The sequence below is a fragment of the Roseicyclus marinus genome, from assembly GCF_036322625.1.
Taxonomy (GTDB): Bacteria; Pseudomonadota; Alphaproteobacteria; order Rhodobacterales; family Rhodobacteraceae; genus Roseicyclus; species Roseicyclus marinus_A.
The window spans coordinates 3,104,131-3,119,175 of record NZ_AP027266.1; the positions used below are offsets into that span (position 1 = coordinate 3,104,131).

The 15,045-nt window shown below is 64.2% G+C and carries 14 protein-coding genes; 2 read left to right on the top strand and 12 right to left on the bottom strand.

The window, feature by feature from the left end:
- Positions 1-33: 33 nt before the first annotated feature.
- The 9 genes from ccoS to ccoN all read right to left on the bottom strand — a co-directional run bounded on the left by ccoS (position 34) and on the right by ccoN (position 8,693).
- Positions 34-192 (bottom strand): cbb3-type cytochrome oxidase assembly protein CcoS, encoded by a 159-nt coding sequence (gene ccoS, locus AABA51_RS15010; protein WP_277827952.1) that lies wholly within the window; start codon positions 190-192, stop codon positions 34-36.
- A 7-nt stretch (positions 193-199) separates the two neighbouring features.
- Positions 200-2,383, bottom strand: coding sequence for a heavy metal translocating P-type ATPase (locus tag AABA51_RS15015; RefSeq protein ID WP_338272851.1), 2,184 nt, complete (start codon positions 2,381-2,383; stop codon positions 200-202).
- 7 nt (positions 2,384-2,390) lie between these two features.
- Positions 2,391-2,876 carry a FixH family protein gene (locus tag AABA51_RS15020; RefSeq protein ID WP_338272853.1) on the bottom strand — a complete coding sequence of 162 codons (486 nt, stop codon included), beginning with the start codon at positions 2,874-2,876 and terminating at the stop codon, positions 2,391-2,393.
- Positions 2,873-4,294 (bottom strand): cytochrome c oxidase accessory protein CcoG, encoded by a 1,422-nt coding sequence (ccoG, locus tag AABA51_RS15025; RefSeq protein ID WP_338272855.1) that lies wholly within the window; start codon positions 4,292-4,294, stop codon positions 2,873-2,875. The genes AABA51_RS15020 and ccoG overlap by 4 nt, the downstream gene beginning before the upstream one ends.
- 180 nt (positions 4,295-4,474) lie before the next feature.
- Complete coding sequence (locus AABA51_RS15030; protein ID WP_338272856.1) at positions 4,475-4,933, bottom strand: hypothetical protein; 459 nt, start codon at positions 4,931-4,933, stop codon at positions 4,475-4,477.
- Between the two features lie 272 nt (positions 4,934-5,205).
- Complete coding sequence (ccoP, locus tag AABA51_RS15035; RefSeq protein WP_338272857.1) at positions 5,206-6,120, bottom strand: cytochrome-c oxidase, cbb3-type subunit III; 915 nt, start codon at positions 6,118-6,120, stop codon at positions 5,206-5,208.
- Positions 6,117-6,335 (bottom strand): cbb3-type cytochrome c oxidase subunit 3, encoded by a 219-nt coding sequence (locus tag AABA51_RS15040; RefSeq protein WP_338272859.1) that lies wholly within the window; start codon positions 6,333-6,335, stop codon positions 6,117-6,119. The genes ccoP and AABA51_RS15040 overlap by 4 nt, the downstream gene beginning before the upstream one ends.
- 13 nt (positions 6,336-6,348) lie before the next feature.
- Positions 6,349-7,077 carry a cytochrome-c oxidase, cbb3-type subunit II gene (ccoO, locus tag AABA51_RS15045; RefSeq protein WP_277827963.1) on the bottom strand — a complete coding sequence of 243 codons (729 nt, stop codon included), beginning with the start codon at positions 7,075-7,077 and terminating at the stop codon, positions 6,349-6,351.
- A gap of 14 nt (positions 7,078-7,091) precedes the next feature.
- Positions 7,092-8,693, bottom strand: coding sequence for a cytochrome-c oxidase, cbb3-type subunit I (ccoN, locus tag AABA51_RS15050; RefSeq protein ID WP_338272862.1), 1,602 nt, complete (start codon positions 8,691-8,693; stop codon positions 7,092-7,094).
- Between the two features lie 195 nt (positions 8,694-8,888).
- Here ccoN and AABA51_RS15055 point away from each other — a divergent pair, with 195 nt between their 5' ends.
- Complete coding sequence (locus AABA51_RS15055; protein WP_338272863.1) at positions 8,889-9,728, top strand: universal stress protein; 840 nt, start codon at positions 8,889-8,891, stop codon at positions 9,726-9,728.
- Positions 9,729-9,795: 67 nt separating this feature from the next.
- On the opposite strand, the gene fnrL is transcribed toward AABA51_RS15055, so the two are convergent.
- A complete protein-coding gene (fnrL, locus tag AABA51_RS15060; protein ID WP_338272864.1) occupies positions 9,796-10,539 on the bottom strand; it encodes a transcriptional regulator FnrL in 744 nt (247 codons plus the stop codon).
- A 90-nt stretch (positions 10,540-10,629) separates the two neighbouring features.
- Here fnrL and hemN point away from each other — a divergent pair, with 90 nt between their 5' ends.
- Positions 10,630-11,985: an oxygen-independent coproporphyrinogen III oxidase gene (hemN, locus tag AABA51_RS15065; RefSeq protein ID WP_338272865.1), complete on the top strand. Its 1,356-nt coding sequence runs from the start codon at positions 10,630-10,632 to the stop codon at positions 11,983-11,985.
- A gap of 282 nt (positions 11,986-12,267) precedes the next feature.
- Here the strand turns inward: hemN and AABA51_RS15070 are convergent, their stop codons facing one another.
- Both AABA51_RS15070 and AABA51_RS15075 read right to left on the bottom strand, forming a co-directional pair.
- The gene (locus tag AABA51_RS15070; RefSeq protein WP_338272866.1) at positions 12,268-13,848 is read right to left on the bottom strand and encodes an ABC transporter ATP-binding protein; all 1,581 of its coding nucleotides are present in this window, start codon (positions 13,846-13,848) and stop codon (positions 12,268-12,270) included.
- 22 nt (positions 13,849-13,870) lie between these two features.
- A complete protein-coding gene (locus AABA51_RS15075) occupies positions 13,871-15,043 on the bottom strand; it encodes an ABC transporter permease (protein ID WP_338276630.1) in 1,173 nt (390 codons plus the stop codon).
- Positions 15,044-15,045: the final 2 nt, after the last annotated feature.

The window sequence follows — 15,045 nt, forward strand, 5'->3', positions numbered from 1 at the left end:
CAATCTGCCCATCACCCACCAACACCCCATTCCTCACGACTTCGGCTTGTCGTCGTAATCATCCCGCAAGATGCGATGCGCATCGCCATCGGGGTCTTCGAACTGCCCCTTGCGCAGCATCCACCAAAAGGCCGCAAGCCCAACCGCGCCCAGAAACAGGCTGACGGGGATCAGAAGTCCGAGGATATCCATCGCGGCCTCACTTCAGCCTGAGCGCGTTGAGCGAGACCGTAATCGACGACAGCGACATGGCCAAGGCCGCGATCAGCGGCGAACACAGGCCCGCAACCGCCAGCGGCACGGCCAGCACGTTGTAGACCGTGGCGATGGTGAAATTCTCCCGGATGCGCGCCCGCGCCGAAACCGAGGTGCGGATTGCATCCGCGATCGGCGCAAGGCTGCGGCCCATCAACACCATGTCGGACGCGCTGCGCGCCGCATCGAGCGCCGAAGCGGGCGAGATCGACACATGCGCCGCCGCCAGCGCCGCCGTGTCGTTCAACCCGTCGCCCACCATCAGCACCTTGGCCCCTTTGGCAGACAGATCGGCGACCAGCGCGGCCTTTTCCTGAGGCAGCGCCTCGGCGATGACCTCCTCGATGCCGATGGTCTGCGCAAAGCGCGCGACCGCACCCCTCGTGTCGCCCGAGATCAGGATCACCCGCTTGCCCTGCCGCTGCAGCGCCTCCACGACCTCGGCGGCACCTTCGCGCAGCGTGTCGGCGAAGCGCAGGGTCAGGGGCGCGTCCTCCCCGATCTTGAGGAAGGTCGCGGTCTCCTCGGGCGCCTCGGCACCGACCCATGTCGCGCGACCCAGGCGCACCACCTGACCACGCCACAGGCCCTCGACCCCATGCCCCGGAACCTCGCGCAGCCCGTTAACTTCTGCGCAAGAAACGCCTTCGGATCTTAACGCTTTGGCAAGACTTGTGGCCAAGGGATGCGCCGATCCCTCCGCCAGGGCCAGGGCCACCTGCGCCGCCTCCGGCGGCAGCGCGCCCGCATCGAGCAGGGTGGGCAAACCGTGGGTCAGCGTGCCGGTCTTGTCGAAAACGACCGTATCCGCCTCGGCCAGACGCTCCAGCGCGGTGCCGTCCTTGATCAGCAATCCCTTGCGGAACAACCGCCCCGAGGCGGCGGTTGTCACCGCCGGCACGGCCAGACCCAAAGCGCAGGGGCAGGTGATGATCAGAACGGCCGCCGCGATATTCAGCGCGATCCGCATGTCCTGCGTGTAAAGCCACCAGCCCACGGCCGCGACAACCGACAGGATATGCACGAAAGGCGCGTAAAGCTTGGCCGCCTGATCGGCGAGCGAGTGGTAATTCGCCCGCCCCGATTCCGCGACCGCGACCAGATCCGCGATCCGGTGCAGCGCCGTATCGCGGCCCGCGGCCCGCACCTCGACCGTCAGGGGGCCGGTCAGGTTGACCTCGCCCGCGCTGACCACGCTTCCTTCGCCTGCGAAAACAGGCAGGCTTTCCCCCGTCATCAGGCTGCGGTCGATCTCGGATTGTCCCGACAAAACAAGACCATCGACCGGCACGCGCCCGCCCGGCCTGACGCGCACCACATCGCCCACGGCCAATTCCGCGACCGACACCGTTTCCTCGCCCGTGGCAGCCAGACGGACCGCGCGCGGCACCTCCAGCGCGGCCAGCTCCTGCGCCGCCGACCGGGCCGAGGCGCGCGTGCGATGGTCGAGGTAGCGACCACCCAGAAGGAAGAAACACAACATCACCGCCGCGTCGAAATAGGCGTGTTCGCCCGAATGCATCGTCTCGTAGGACGAGGTGACAAGCGCCAGCGCGATAGCCAGCGTGATCGGCACATCCATGTTCAGCCGCCGCGCCCTCAGCGCGGACCATGCCGACACGTAGAAGGGTCGCCCCGAAAAGATCACGGCGGGAATGGCGATGGCCGCGCTGATCCAATGCATCATGTCGCGCGTGACACCCTCGGCCCCCGACCAGACGGCGACCGACAGAAGCATCACGTTCATCATCGCGAAAAACGCCACCGCCAGCCGCATCAAGAGGTCGCGGCCCGCGCGGTCGGCGGCCGTGGTGGCCAGCACACCGGGGTCCAGCTCATGGGCCTCGTAGCCCGCGCGCTCCAGAACGGCGGTCAGCGTCTCGGCCTCCACCTCGGGACCGGCGGTCACGGCGGCGCGCCGCAGCGTCAGGTTCACCCGCGCCTCGCGCACGCCCGGAACCGCCAGAAGCGCCCGCTCCACCCCCGAAATGCAGCCCGCGCAATGGATGCCGGGCAGGGACAGCATCAGCGTCGCATCCTTGGGCAATTCTGCCAGATGCTCCGCCGCAGGCGCGACGTTGCAGGCCGGACAGGCCGAGGGACGGACATGTTCGAAGGTGGCGGTCACGCTTGGCTCACTCAAAATGGCGGAAGGTGATGTTGTGTCGATACTCCGTGCCGTCCCGCGCCACGCCCGTCAGGCGCAGCCGCCATTGCCCGTCGCCCAGAACCACCGGCGCGACAAAGGCCCCGTTGACCCGCGTGAGCTCCAGCAGCTGATCCTCCTCCCGGTTGGTGGGCCGGGTGAGCAGGGCCGTCAGTTCCGCCGGGGCGACAGGCACCCCCACCTCATCGACCAGATGCAGCACCAGCGTGCCATCGCCGGGGATCTCGACGCTTGCGTTCCAGCCCAGCGCCTCCTGCGCAAGGCGGCGGTCGTCAAAGGTCTGACTGTCGGCGTAGCTGCTGTCGACCTCCATCCCCGGAAAGGTCGAAACGGCGCTATAGGCCATGAACAGGTTGACCCCGATGATGAGACCAAAGCCCCCCACGAACATGGCCAGAACATGCCACCCGGTCAGCTTGCGGCCCGTATCCTGCACAGCGGTCTCCATTGTCATTGCTCTTCCCTCCCGAAGAATGTCGTGTCGCGATAGGCGCGGGTCTGGGTGCTCAGATCCTCGACCCAAAGCCGCAGATCGGTCCGCTCGGTCTCGGCGGCTTCGCTGCCGGCGGGGGCGATGATATAGACCCGTTGCAGATGCGTGCTGTTCAGCGGCACATCGACCGTGTTGCCCGTCTGCCCCTCAAGCTCCACCTGCAGGGGTTGGTCCGACACCAGCGTGATGGCGAATGCGCTTTCGTCATGGGTCATGTTGCGAATGCGCACGTCATAGGTGTTGCGGATCGACCCGTCCGACAAGACGACGAATTGCGGGTTGCGCACGGGTGCGACGGTCACGTCGATATCCGAGCGCACGAACAACAGAACCGTCAAGCCGATGCCGATGGCCGACCACAGAGCCGTGTAGATGATCGTGCGCAGCCGGAAGATATGCTTCCACACCGACTTTTTGGGATTGCCCGCGCGCTCGTTCGCCTCGTCCGTCAGGGCCATGTAATCGATCAGGCCGCGCGGCTTGCCCACCTTGGCCATGATGTCGTCGCAGGCGTCGATGCAGAGCGCGCAGGTGATGCATTCCAGCTGCTGGCCGTCGCGGATGTCGATGCCCACGGGGCAAACATTGACGCAGGCGTAGCAGTCGATGCAATCGCCCAGATTCTCGCGGTCCTTGCCCTTGCCGCGCGGTTCGCCCCGCCAGTCGCGATAGGCGACGGTGATCGTATCCTCGTCCATCATCGCGGCCTGGATGCGGGGCCAGGGGCACATGTAGATGCAGACCTGCTCGCGCATGAACCCGCCAAAGACGAAGGTCGTGGCGGTCAGGATGGCGATGGTGATGTAGGCGACCGAGGCCGCCTGCCCCGTGACAAGCTGGCCCATCAGCGTCGGCGCATCGGCGAAGTAGAACACCCAAGCCCCGCCCGTCGCCACCGCGATCAGCAGCCAGACCACCCATTTCGTCAGGCGCAGCCGCCATTTGTGGACATCCCACTTGGCGTTCCACAGCCTCAGCCGCGCGTTGCGGTCCCCCTCGATCCAGCGTTCCACGGTAAAGAACAGGTCGGTCCACACCGTCTGCGGACAGGAATAGCCGCACCACACCCGCCCCAGCGCCGAGGTGAACAAAAACAGCCCCAGCCCCGCCATGATCAAAAGACCCGCGACGAAATAGAATTCATGCGGCCAGATCTCGATCCAGAAGAAAAAGAACCGGCGGTTCGCAAGATCCAGCAACACCGCCTGGTCGGGCAGTTCCGACCCGCGATCCCAGCGGATCCAGGGCGTCACGTAATAGATGCCCAGCGTCACCAGCATGATGACCCATTTCAGGTTCCGAAACCGCCCGTAGACGCGCTTTGGAAAGACAGGCTCACGCGCAGCATAGAGCTTTTGCGGCTCTTCGGTGGCACTCATGATGTACGGCTCCCGGGGTATTTGGTTGTCCTGCGCAAGTTTGGTTTAGGAAACCCACCCGGGTCGAACCTTGACGTGGATCAAACCCGCCCCCCCCGAAGGCGAAAATGCGCAAAACCCCGCCACGGGGGCGGGGTTTGCACGGCTGCGGTCTGGATGGCGGCCCGGATCAGGCCCCGATCAGGCTTCGATCAGGCCGCGCGTGATCGCCTCGTCGCGGGCGACCCAGTATTCGTCATGATAGGTGTCATAGGGATGGCCCGTCTGGCTCCCGTCGGCGTATTGCGCCTGGTTGTTCATGTGGGCCAGCAGGTTTTCATCCGTGAACCCGGCCATCCAGTCTTCCAGCACCTGAACATTGCCCGTGCGCGAGGTCCATTGGTTGCGCGCAAAAGGTTCGCCCTCTGCCTCTGCCTCTGCCTCCGTCTCGGCCTCGACCTCGGCAAAGGCGCTGCGGATCTCGTAGCCCGCCATCTGCGTGGAAATGCCGGAGGCCCCATCCGCCATCCCGTTCGACACCACCGCCGTCGTCGCAAGCCCAAGGCCGACAAGCGCGCCGCTCAGGACAACCCAATCGACCGTAACGGCACCGCATTCGGACGCGACGAACGCCTCCACGGACAACACCAGCCTTTTCATCACCGCCCTCTGCGCAATGTCACCTTCCGCAAGGATCGTTTCCGATTGCGGGGAAACTAGGGGCCGGATGCGATGATCACGGTGAAATTTCGCGGCCAAATCTAGGCATATGCCACCGGCGCCCTATACCAACGAAAACCCCCGCCAGCGCGTCATGCGCAGGCAGGGGCAAGGATGTGGCACCGGTCCCGTAGGAAACGCGCGAACAGGACCGGGACCGGTGCCGTTCCGCCGACCGGGAGGGGTCGACGGAATTCTTGGACCCTCAGGGCTTATTCGCCACCGCCCAGAGAGTGGACATAGACCGCCACGGCGCGCACCTCGGCCTCCGACAGACGCCCGGCATCGGATGCTTCCGCCGACCAGGGCGGCATCACGCCGAAGCGGGAATAGCGCACCGTCTGCTCGATCGCCTCTTCCGATCCGCCGTAAAGCCAGATCGCATCGGTCAGGTTGGGCGCGCCCAGGAACCGGTCGCCGGTCCCGTCATCCATGTGACAGGCCGCGCAATTGTCCAGGAACACGCTCTCGCCCGCAGCCGCCAGCGTCGCATCGGCCTCCTGTCCCGACAGGTTGCGCACATATTGCACGACCGAGGCGACTTCCTCGTCCGACAGGATCTCGTCAAAGGCGGTCATCTCGGAATAGCGCGCCATCGGATCATCCGTGTTGCGGATGCCATGCGTGATGGTCAGGTGGATGTCGTCGATGGTGCCGCCCCAAAGCCAGTCGTCATCGAGCAGGTTGGGATAGCCCGAGGCCTGAACCCCAGCCGCCCCCGACCCGTGACACTGCGAACAGAAGGTGGCGAATGTGGCCGCCCCGCCCTGGATCGCGTAATTGTAGAGGTCGGGATTGTCCTCGGGCGTGATCGCGGCCAGCTCCACCTCGGTCAACCGGGTGCGGATGTCGGCGTTCATGTCCTCGAACCGCTGGATGTCCTCGGCCACGTTGGCCCGGGTCGAAAAGCCCAGGATGCCGGGCGTCGCCCCGTTCACCAGCGGCCAGGCCGGATACATCACCGTATAGGCGATGCCCCAGACGATCGTGGCGTAAAAGGTCCAGAGCCACCAGCGCGGCAAGGGATTGTTGAATTCCTTGATCCCGTCCCAGCTGTGTCCGGTGGTCTCGGGGTCACCCGCCAAAAGCTTCTGCTCTTCGGGGTGCTGAGTGTTGCGCTCGCTCATTGCCGCGCCTCCTTGAGAGGCTGGGTCCGGGCCTGCGTGTCCGTGTCGCGGGCCGGTCGATCATCGTGACGGAACGGGATATCGGCGATGTCGCGATGCACCGCCCGGCTGCCCGGCCTCAGCGTGAACAAGATCACGCCAAGGAACACGAGCAGCATGAACATCGCACCCCAGCTGCGGGCGATGATCTGAAGAATGGTATATGTATCTTCCATCTGTCAGCCCCCCTTACCGGCTTGCCAAGGCTTCGTCGGGCGCGAAGGTCGAGAAATCGACCAGCGTGCCCAGCATCTGCATGTAGGCGATCAGCGCATCCATCTCGGTGACTTCGGGCTGGCCGTCGAAATCGCGCTGCTGCGCGCCGGGGTAGCGTTCCACCACGCCGCCATCGCCGAAATCGGTGGCCTGCTGGATGAAATCGACCCGTGCGTTTTCGATCATCTCGTCGGTGTAGGGCACACCCACCATCCGGTGGGTCTCCATCAGGTCGACGATATAGGTCGGCTGCAGCACGTTGTCGGCCAGGTAGGCATAGGCCGGCATCACCGATTCCGGCACCACCGATTGCGGCAGGGTGAAGTGGTCGACATGCCATTCGTCCGAATAGCGACCGCCCACACGGGCCAGATCGGGCCCGGTGCGCTTGGACCCCCACTGGAACGGGTGGTCATACTGGCTTTCGGCCGCAAGGCTGTAATGGCCGTAGCGTTCGACCTCGTCCCGCATGGGGCGGATCATCTGGCTGTGGCAGACATAGCAGCCTTCGCGGATGTAGATTTCGCGGCCCGCCAGCTCCAGCGGGGAATAGGGCCGCATCCCGTCCACATCCTCGATGGTGTTTTCCAGGTAGAACAGCGGCGCGATCTCCACGATGCCCCCGATGGTGACGACCAGGAAACTGAGCGTCAGAAGCAGGGTGGCGTTGGTTTCGATCTTTGCGTGACCTTCAAGTGCCATCTCTCGGGCCCTCCTTATTCCGCAGGGGCCGCAGCGGCGACATCACGGCGGACGGCGCTCTTGCGGACGGTCATATAGAGGTTCCACGCCATGATCAGCGCCCCGGTGAGGTAGAGAACCCCGCCCAGACCACGGACCACGTACATCGGGAACTTGGCGGCGACGGTGTCGGCAAAGGAATTCACCAGGAACCCTTGCGCATCCACTTCACGCCACATCAGGCCTTCCATGATGCCGGTCACCCACATCGATGCCGCGTAGAGAACGATACCGATCGTGGCGAGCCAGTAGTGCCAGCTGACCGCGCGCAGCGAATAGAGCCGCTGCTTGTTCCACAGCTTGGGGAACAGGTAGTAGAGCATCCCGAAGGTGATCATCCCGTTCCAGCCCAGCGCGCCGGAATGCACGTGGCCAATCGTCCAGTCGGTGTAATGCGACAGCGAATTGACCGCCCGGATCGACATCATCGGCCCCTCGAAGGTCGACATGCCGTAGAACGCGACCGAGGTGACCATCATCCGCAACACGGGGTCGGTCCGCAGCTTGTCCCATGCGCCCGAGAGCGTCATCAGACCGTTGATCATGCCGCCCCAGCTGGGCATCCACAGCACGATCGAGAACACCATCCCCAGCGTCGAGGCCCAATCAGGCAGCGCCGTGTAATGCAGGTGGTGCGGACCGGCCCAGATGTAGAGAAAGATCAGCGCCCAGAAGTGGATGATCGACAGCTTGTAGCTGTAGACCGGGCGTTCGGCCTGCTTGGGGATGAAGTAATACATCATGCCCAGGAAGCCCGCGGTCAGGAAGAAACCCACCGCGTTGTGGCCATACCACCATTGCGTCATGGCATTCTGCACGCCCGACATCACCGTGACCGAGCGCGAGCCAAAGAACGACACCGGGATCTGCAGGTTGTTGACCACATGCAGCATCGCCACGGTGACGATGAAGGACAGAAGGAACCAGTTGGCGACGTAGATGTGCGGCTCTTTCCGCTTCATCAGCGTGCCCATGTAAAGCGCCAGGAACGCCACCCAGACGATCGTCAGCCACAGGTCGGTCAACCATTCGGGTTCGGCATATTCCTGGCCTTGGGTCGAGCCCAGCAGGTAGCCGGTCGCCGCCATCAGGATGAAGAGCTGGTAGCCCCAGAACACGAACCACGCGAGGCCGCCGCCCCACATCCGCGCGGCAGATGTCCGCTGCACGATGTAGAAACTGGCCGCCAGAAGCGCGTTGCCCCCAAAGGCAAAGATCACTGCCGAGGTATGGAGCGGACGCAACCGGCCAAAGTTCAGATAGCCCTCGGCCCAATGGAAATTGAGCACCGGATAGGCCAGCTGAAAGGCGATGAACGTGCCCGCCAGGAAACCGACCACGCCCCAAAAGACCGTGGCGATGGCGGCCGCGCGCACGGGGCCGTCCATGTATTCATCGACCGGAACGGGCCGCTTGGCCTCTCCGGTGTTGCGCAGCACGTAGATGAACGTGATGGCGGCCGCACTCATGATCAGCAGCGCGTGAACCAGGTAGGCCACGTCGCGTGCATAATTGGCCGCGATCGCGGCACAGACCGCGACAAGGCCAAGGATCAGCAGCTTTACGTAATCAAGCATTGATCGTCCCTTCGTCCTGCCCCGGTTCCGACTCGAAAGCCGTCCGGAGCTGTTCCATCTGCCTCCACATCGCGGAAGGGGCGCGACAGGGCCTTGATCCATGTCAAATGCAACTCATGGGTCGGTTGATGCAGGTCAAGGTGCGGCACCCTGTCTCGGTCTAGGCCTTGGATGGGCCAATCGAGGGAGGCTTCCATGACCTACAAATCCATCCTGACGATCCTGACCGACCCGTCCGAGGTGGGCGCGGTTCTGTCCGCCGCGATCCCCTTCGCGACCGAAGCGGGCGCGCATCTGGATGTGCTGTGCCTTGGGATCGACCGGACCCAGACCGGGTATTATTTCGCCGGCGCGACCGCGCTGATGCATGACGAAACCATCGCACAGGCACAGGCCGAAGCCGCCGCGATCGAGACCGCCGCCCGCGCCGAACTGGGGCGCAGCGACCTGTCCTGGGGCATCGATGCCTTGGTGGCGCAATCGGCCTCGGTTACCGGGCTTGTGGCGCGCCGGGCGCGTTTTGCAGATCTGGTGATCTTGCCCAAACCCTATGGCGAGGGGAAATATTCCGACGCGCCCGTCATCGTCGAATCCGCCATGTTCCAGGGCCAGGCCCCGGTGATCGTCCTGGCCGAGGGTGCGGCCCCGGCCGCGGCCCCGCGACGTGTCGTCGTGGCATGGAACGAATCCGCCGAGGCCATGACAGCCGTCCGGCGCGCCCTGCCGATCCTCAAGACGGCGGCGCTGGTCGATATCTGCATCGTGGCACCTGAACGCCACGCCTCCGACACCACGGACCCGGGCGCGGAACTGTCACGGATGCTGAGCCGCCATGGCGTGAAGGTGGAGGTCACGATCCTCGCCCAGACGCTGCCCCGCGTCTCCGAGGTCATCGCCCGCCATGTCGCCGACATGGACGCCGACATGCTGGTGATGGGGGCCTATGGCCATTCGCGCTTCCGCGAAGCGATCCTTGGCGGGGCCACGCGCAACATGCTGGAACACGCGACCGTTCCGGTCCTGATGGCGCATTGAGCGCCGGTCATCAGCCCCGGTAGGGTGCGCCGATCACGGCGCACCTTTGCCGCACGGTGCGCCTGCCTCAAAACACCCCGCCATCCGCGTCATCTCCCGTTTCGTTCATCAGCATGTCGAAATCGGGAATGACGATATGGCGCTTGCCCTCGAGCCGGATCACGCCATCGCGCTTGAGCCCCGACATCTGGCGGCTGACCGTTTCCAGCGTCAGGCCAAGGTAGTCGGCCATTGCCTCGCGCGTCAGCGGCAGGTCAAAGGCCAGTGACCCGTTGTTGCCGGTCTGGTTGATCGTGGCGTCACGCCGGGCGATGATCGACAGGAAGCTCGCGATCTTCTCGCGCGCCGTCTTGCGCCCCAAAAGCAGCATCCATTCGCGCGCCGCATCCAGTTCGTCGAGCGTCATCTCCAGCAGGCGCTGGCTGACATGGGGTGTGTTGGTCAGCAAATCCTGGAACGGTTGCCGCCGGAAACAGCACAATTGCAGATCGGTCGTGGCCGTCACGTCATAGGAGGCATGCTCGCGATTGGGCCGACCCAGAAAATCCGACGGCAGCAAAAGACCGACCATCTGCCGCCGACCATCCTCCATCGTCTGGGTCAGCGCGGCCACGCCATGCACGACGGAGGCGACGAAATCCATCTTGTCACCGGCCCAGACGATGGTCTGGCCGGCTTCGTAGTTGCGGTAGTACTTGATCGCTTCGAGGTGCTCCAATTCGTCACTCTCGCAGCGGGCGCATACGGCGCGGTGACGTATAGGACAATCAGCGCAGTCGAGCTGCGGGAATGCAACCTGGCGTTGTGCCATGGGTTAGGCTCCCTTCTGCCTTGCGGCGATCGGGGCTCGCTTGATCCAGATCAAGGACAAACGGCGCGTTTCATCTGCAACGGTACAACAATGGAACAGGTCAATCAACTTCGTCGCCTTGGGCTTTTTGACGCCAAGGTGCCACGCTACACCAGCTACCCGCCTGCCACGAAGTTCTCGAACGACGTGAGCGGACCGGTGTTCCTCCACTGGCTGCGCGCGATCCCCAAAGGGGCGCGCCTGTCGCTATACCTGCATGTGCCGTTCTGCCGAAGGTTGTGCTGGTTTTGCGCGTGCCGGACGCAGGGCGTGCAATCGGATACGCCTGTGCAGGCCTATGTCGAAACCCTGAAACAGGAAATCGCGACATTGGGCCGCCTGTTGCCCGAAGGGGTCGAGGTGGCGCGGCTGCATTGGGGCGGGGGCACACCGACGCTTTTGTCGGCGGAGATGATGACGGGCCTGTCGCAAACATTGCGAAATGCCTTTGATTTCACGAAAGATTCCGAATTCTCGGTCGAGGTCGATCCGAACGAGATCGACGCGGCGCGCATCGATGCGCTGGCGGCGGCGGGGATGAACCGCGCCTCCATCGGGGTGCAGGATTTCGATCCGGACATCCAGCAGATCATCGGGCGCCTGCAAAGCTACGAGGTGACGCGCGACGCGGTCGAGGCGTTGCGCGCGGCGGGAATCCATTCGCTGAACGCGGATATCCTGTTCGGATTGCCGAACCAGAGCCGGGAAAAGATCACCGATTCCGTGCAGATGCTTTTGTCCCTCGTGCCCGATCGGGTGGCGCTTTACGGCTATGCCCATGTGCCGTGGATGGCCAAGCGGCAGGCCATGATCCCGACCGAGGCGCTGCCCACGCCAGAGCAGCGGCTGGCCCTGTTCGAGACAGCCAGACGTTTGTTTTCATGGGATAATTACGACGAGATCGGCATCGATCATTTCGCCCGGCCCGAGGACAGCATGGCGATTGCCGCGCGAAACGGGCATTTGCGGCGCAATTTCCAGGGTTATACGGATGACACCTGCGACGTGCTGATCGGGCTGGGTGCATCGGCGATTTCGCGCTTCCCGCAAGGGTTTGCGCAGAATGCGAGTTCGACGGCGGCCTATCAGAAATCGGTGCGCGCGGGCGAATTGGCGACCGGGCGCGGCCATGCCTTCAAGGGACAGGACCGTGTGCGCTCGCGGCTGATCGAGATGCTGATGTGTGATTTCAGGATCGAAAATGCCGAGATTCTAAGGGATTACGACCTGTCGGAGATCGAGCTTGCCGCGCTGGAACGCAGCGTCGCGGAGCAGTTTCCGGGCGTCACGCGCGTCTCGTCGAGCGGGTTCGAGATCCTGCCGGAAGGGCGGCCGCTGACGCGGATGATCGCGCGGGGGTTCGACGAATACGAGATGCGGGCGGAGGGGCATTCCTCGGCGATCTGAGCCCTGCAAGACCCCGGAATGTCTGAAGATCGGGTAAAGATCCGGGCCAAGACATTAACGCTTGGTGACTTTTCGGGACCGAATCCTGACAGATCCTTTACGGCGACGACCGCGCGACGGCCTTTTTTGCCCGCATGGTTGACGAAAGGTGAACCCGCCGGGAGCCGGACGGCGCGACGGGTCGATATCTTGCCAAAACCTTGCGCGGCCCGTGGCGCGGCAAGGGTCGGTTAACCACCTGGACAGGTCAGTTGGACCACACGGGACCGCGCAAGGCGGAGGTCACGCCGCGCCCAGTTCACCGAAGGCTGCGGTCAAAAGATCGCGGGTGTAGCGGGTCTGCGGATCGGCAAAGAGCGCCTCGGCCTCGCCCTGTTCGACCACATCGCCATTCTTCATCACGATGACCTTGTGGCTCAGCGCGCGCACGACCTTGAGGTCATGGCTGATGAACAGATAGGCGATGGCGTTCTTGCGCTGGAGGCTGCGCAAGAGCTCCACGATCTGGACCTGCACGGTCATGTCGAGCGCGCTTGTCGGTTCGTCCAGCACCACGAGTTTGGGGCGCAGGATCATCGCGCGGGCAATCGCGATGCGCTGGCGCTGGCCGCCGGAAAATTCATGCGGGTAGCGGTCCATCATCGCGGGGTCGAGACCGACCTCGGACAGGATCGCGGCGACCTGCGCGCGGCGATCCTCGCGGCCGACGCCGTGGACCTCGAGCCCCTCGGCGATGATCTGTTCGACGGTCATCCGGGGGCTGAGGCTGCCGTAGGGGTCCTGGAACACGATCTGCATGTCGCGCCTTAGCGGGCGCAGGTCGCGCGAATGCAGCCCCTGCACATCGCGGCCCATGAAGACCACCGGCCCCTGTGACGAAATCAGCCGCATGATGGCGAGCGCCAGCGTCGTCTTGCCCGAGCCGCTTTCGCCCACCACGCCCAAGGTTTCGCCCGCCCGCACGCTGAGGGTCGCGGCATTCACCGCTTTCACATGACCCACGGTGCGACGCATCAACCCGCGCTGGATCGGGAACCAGACGCGCAGGTCATGGGTGGCCACGATCTCGGGCGCATCCGCTGGCACGGGGTCGGGGCGGCCCCGCGCCTCGGCGGCCAGAAGCTTGCGGGTATAGGGATGGCGGGGATTGGCGAAGATGTCTTCGGTCCGGCCCTGTTCCACGATCTCGCCGCCCTGCATGACGCAGACGCGATCGGCGATGCGGCGCACGATGGTCAGGTCATGGGTGATGAACAAAAGGCTCATTCCCATGTCGCGCTTGAGATCGGCCAGAAGGTCGAGGATCTGCGCCTGGATGGTGACATCGAGCGCGGTGGTGGGTTCATCGGCCACCAGAAGATCGGGGCCATTGGCCAGCGCCATGGCGATCATCACGCGCTGACGCTGCCCGCCCGAGAGCTGGTGGGGATAGGCCCCCAGACGGCTTTCGGGATCGCGGATGCCCACCTTGGTCAACAGCTCGATCACGCGGGCGCGCGCCGCATCGCCGCGCAATCCCTGATGCAAGGCAAGGCTTTCGGTGATCTGCTTTTCCAGCGTGTGGAGCGGGTTGAGCGAGGTCATCGGCTCCTGAAAGATGAAGCTGATGTCATTGCCCCGGATGCGGCGCAGCGTGGCGGTATCGGCGCCGACCATTTCCTGTCCGGCATAGCGCACCGACCCGGTGATCTCGGTCGCGCCGGGGACAAGCGACACGGTGGAGAGCGCGGTCACGGATTTGCCCGAACCGCTTTCGCCCACAAGCGCCACGGTTTCGCCCTTGTCGACGTGAAAGGATACGCCGCGCACCGCATGGGTGGGGCCGAACCGGACCGAGAGATTTTCGACCTCGAGCACCTTCATCGGGTCACGCCGGGCAGATGGATCATCGGAACGTCTTTCGCGGGTCGAAGGCATCGCGGACGCCCTCGAAGATGAAGACCAGAAGCGAGAGCATGATCGCAAAGGCGAAAAAGGCGGTGAAGCCGAGCCACGTGGCCTGAAGGTTGTTTTTCGCCTGAAGCGTCATTTCCCCGAGGCTGGGGGCCGAGGAGGGCAGGCCGAAGCCGAGGAAATCGAGCGAGGCAAGCCCGCCGATCGTGCCCGTCACGACGAAGGGCAGGAAGGTGAGGGTCGCGACCATGGCATTGGGCAGGACATGGCGGAACATGATCTTGGCGTTCGACACGCCCAGCGCGCGGGCGGCGCGGACATATTCGAAATTGCGCGCCCGCAGGAATTCGGCCCGCACCACGCCGACAAGGCCGGTCCAGCCGAAGAGCACCATCAGGAAGACCAGAAGCCAGAAATCCATCACGAAAATCGCGGAGATGATGATGATGATGTAAAGGCTGGGGGTGGAATTCCAGATCTCGATCACGCGCTGGAAGATCAGGTCGAGCCAGCCGCCGTAATAGCCCTGTGCCGCGCCCGCCGCGATGCCGATGACGGAGGTGAGGAAGGTCACGACAAGCGCGAAGCTGACCGAGAGGCGGAAGCCGTAGATCACGCGCGCCAGCACGTCGCGGGCGGTGTCGTCGGTGCCCAGCCAATGGTTGGCATCGGGCGGTGAGGGGGCCGCGCGGCCCAGATCGTTGACGGTGTTGTAGCTGTAGGGAATGAGCGGCCAGAGAAGCCAGCCCTGTTCTACGGTGTCACCGTTGAAGGTGCCGGTCGTCTGCACGGTTTCGATCACGCCTTCGGGGTCGTCCCAGCAATCTTCCAGCCCGCCCGAGATGATGAGGCATTGCACCTCGATGTCGCGGTAGACCGCTTCGGTGCGGAAATCGCCGCCGAACTCCGTCTCGGGGTAGAAGTTGAAGATCGGGGTGTAATAGGCGCCGCGATATTGCACGAGGATCGGCCGGTCATTGGCGATGAATTCTGCAAACAGGCTGAGGCCGTAGAGCACGGCGAAGATCCAGAGCGACCAGAAGGCGCGGCGGTTGGCCTTGAAATTGTCCCAGCGGCGGCGGTTGAGCGGCGAGAGCCAGCCGCGCCGGACGGGGGGTGCGGCGGGGGGCGTGGGATCTTGGGTCTGTGGGGTTTCGACGGGCATGG

Bases quoted from the DNA above. Each gene is read 5' to 3' on its own strand.
- ccoN (WP_338272862.1), bottom strand. From the start codon at position 8,693: ATGCTTGATTACGTAAAGCTGCTGATCCTTGGCCTTGTCGCGGTCTGT.
- ccoS (WP_277827952.1), bottom strand. From the start codon at position 192: ATGGATATCCTCGGACTTCTGATCCCCGTCAGCCTGTTTCTGGGCGCG.
- AABA51_RS15075 (WP_338276630.1), bottom strand. From the start codon at position 15,043: ATGCCCGTCGAAACCCCACAGACCCAAGATCCCACGCCCCCCGCCGCA.
- AABA51_RS15070 (WP_338272866.1), bottom strand. From the start codon at position 13,848: ATGAAGGTGCTCGAGGTCGAAAATCTCTCGGTCCGGTTCGGCCCCACC.
- ccoP (WP_338272857.1), bottom strand. From the start codon at position 6,120: ATGAGCGAGCGCAACACTCAGCACCCCGAAGAGCAGAAGCTTTTGGCG.
- ccoG (WP_338272855.1), bottom strand. From the start codon at position 4,294: ATGAGTGCCACCGAAGAGCCGCAAAAGCTCTATGCTGCGCGTGAGCCT.
- ccoO (WP_277827963.1), bottom strand. From the start codon at position 7,077: ATGGCACTTGAAGGTCACGCAAAGATCGAAACCAACGCCACCCTGCTT.
- fnrL (WP_338272864.1), bottom strand. From the start codon at position 10,539: ATGGCACAACGCCAGGTTGCATTCCCGCAGCTCGACTGCGCTGATTGT.
- AABA51_RS15055 (WP_338272863.1), top strand. From the start codon at position 8,889: ATGACCTACAAATCCATCCTGACGATCCTGACCGACCCGTCCGAGGTG.
- hemN (WP_338272865.1), top strand. From the start codon at position 10,630: ATGGAACAGGTCAATCAACTTCGTCGCCTTGGGCTTTTTGACGCCAAG.
- AABA51_RS15030 (WP_338272856.1), bottom strand. From the start codon at position 4,933: ATGAAAAGGCTGGTGTTGTCCGTGGAGGCGTTCGTCGCGTCCGAATGC.
- AABA51_RS15040 (WP_338272859.1), bottom strand. From the start codon at position 6,335: ATGGAAGATACATATACCATTCTTCAGATCATCGCCCGCAGCTGGGGT.
- AABA51_RS15020 (WP_338272853.1), bottom strand. From the start codon at position 2,876: ATGACAATGGAGACCGCTGTGCAGGATACGGGCCGCAAGCTGACCGGG.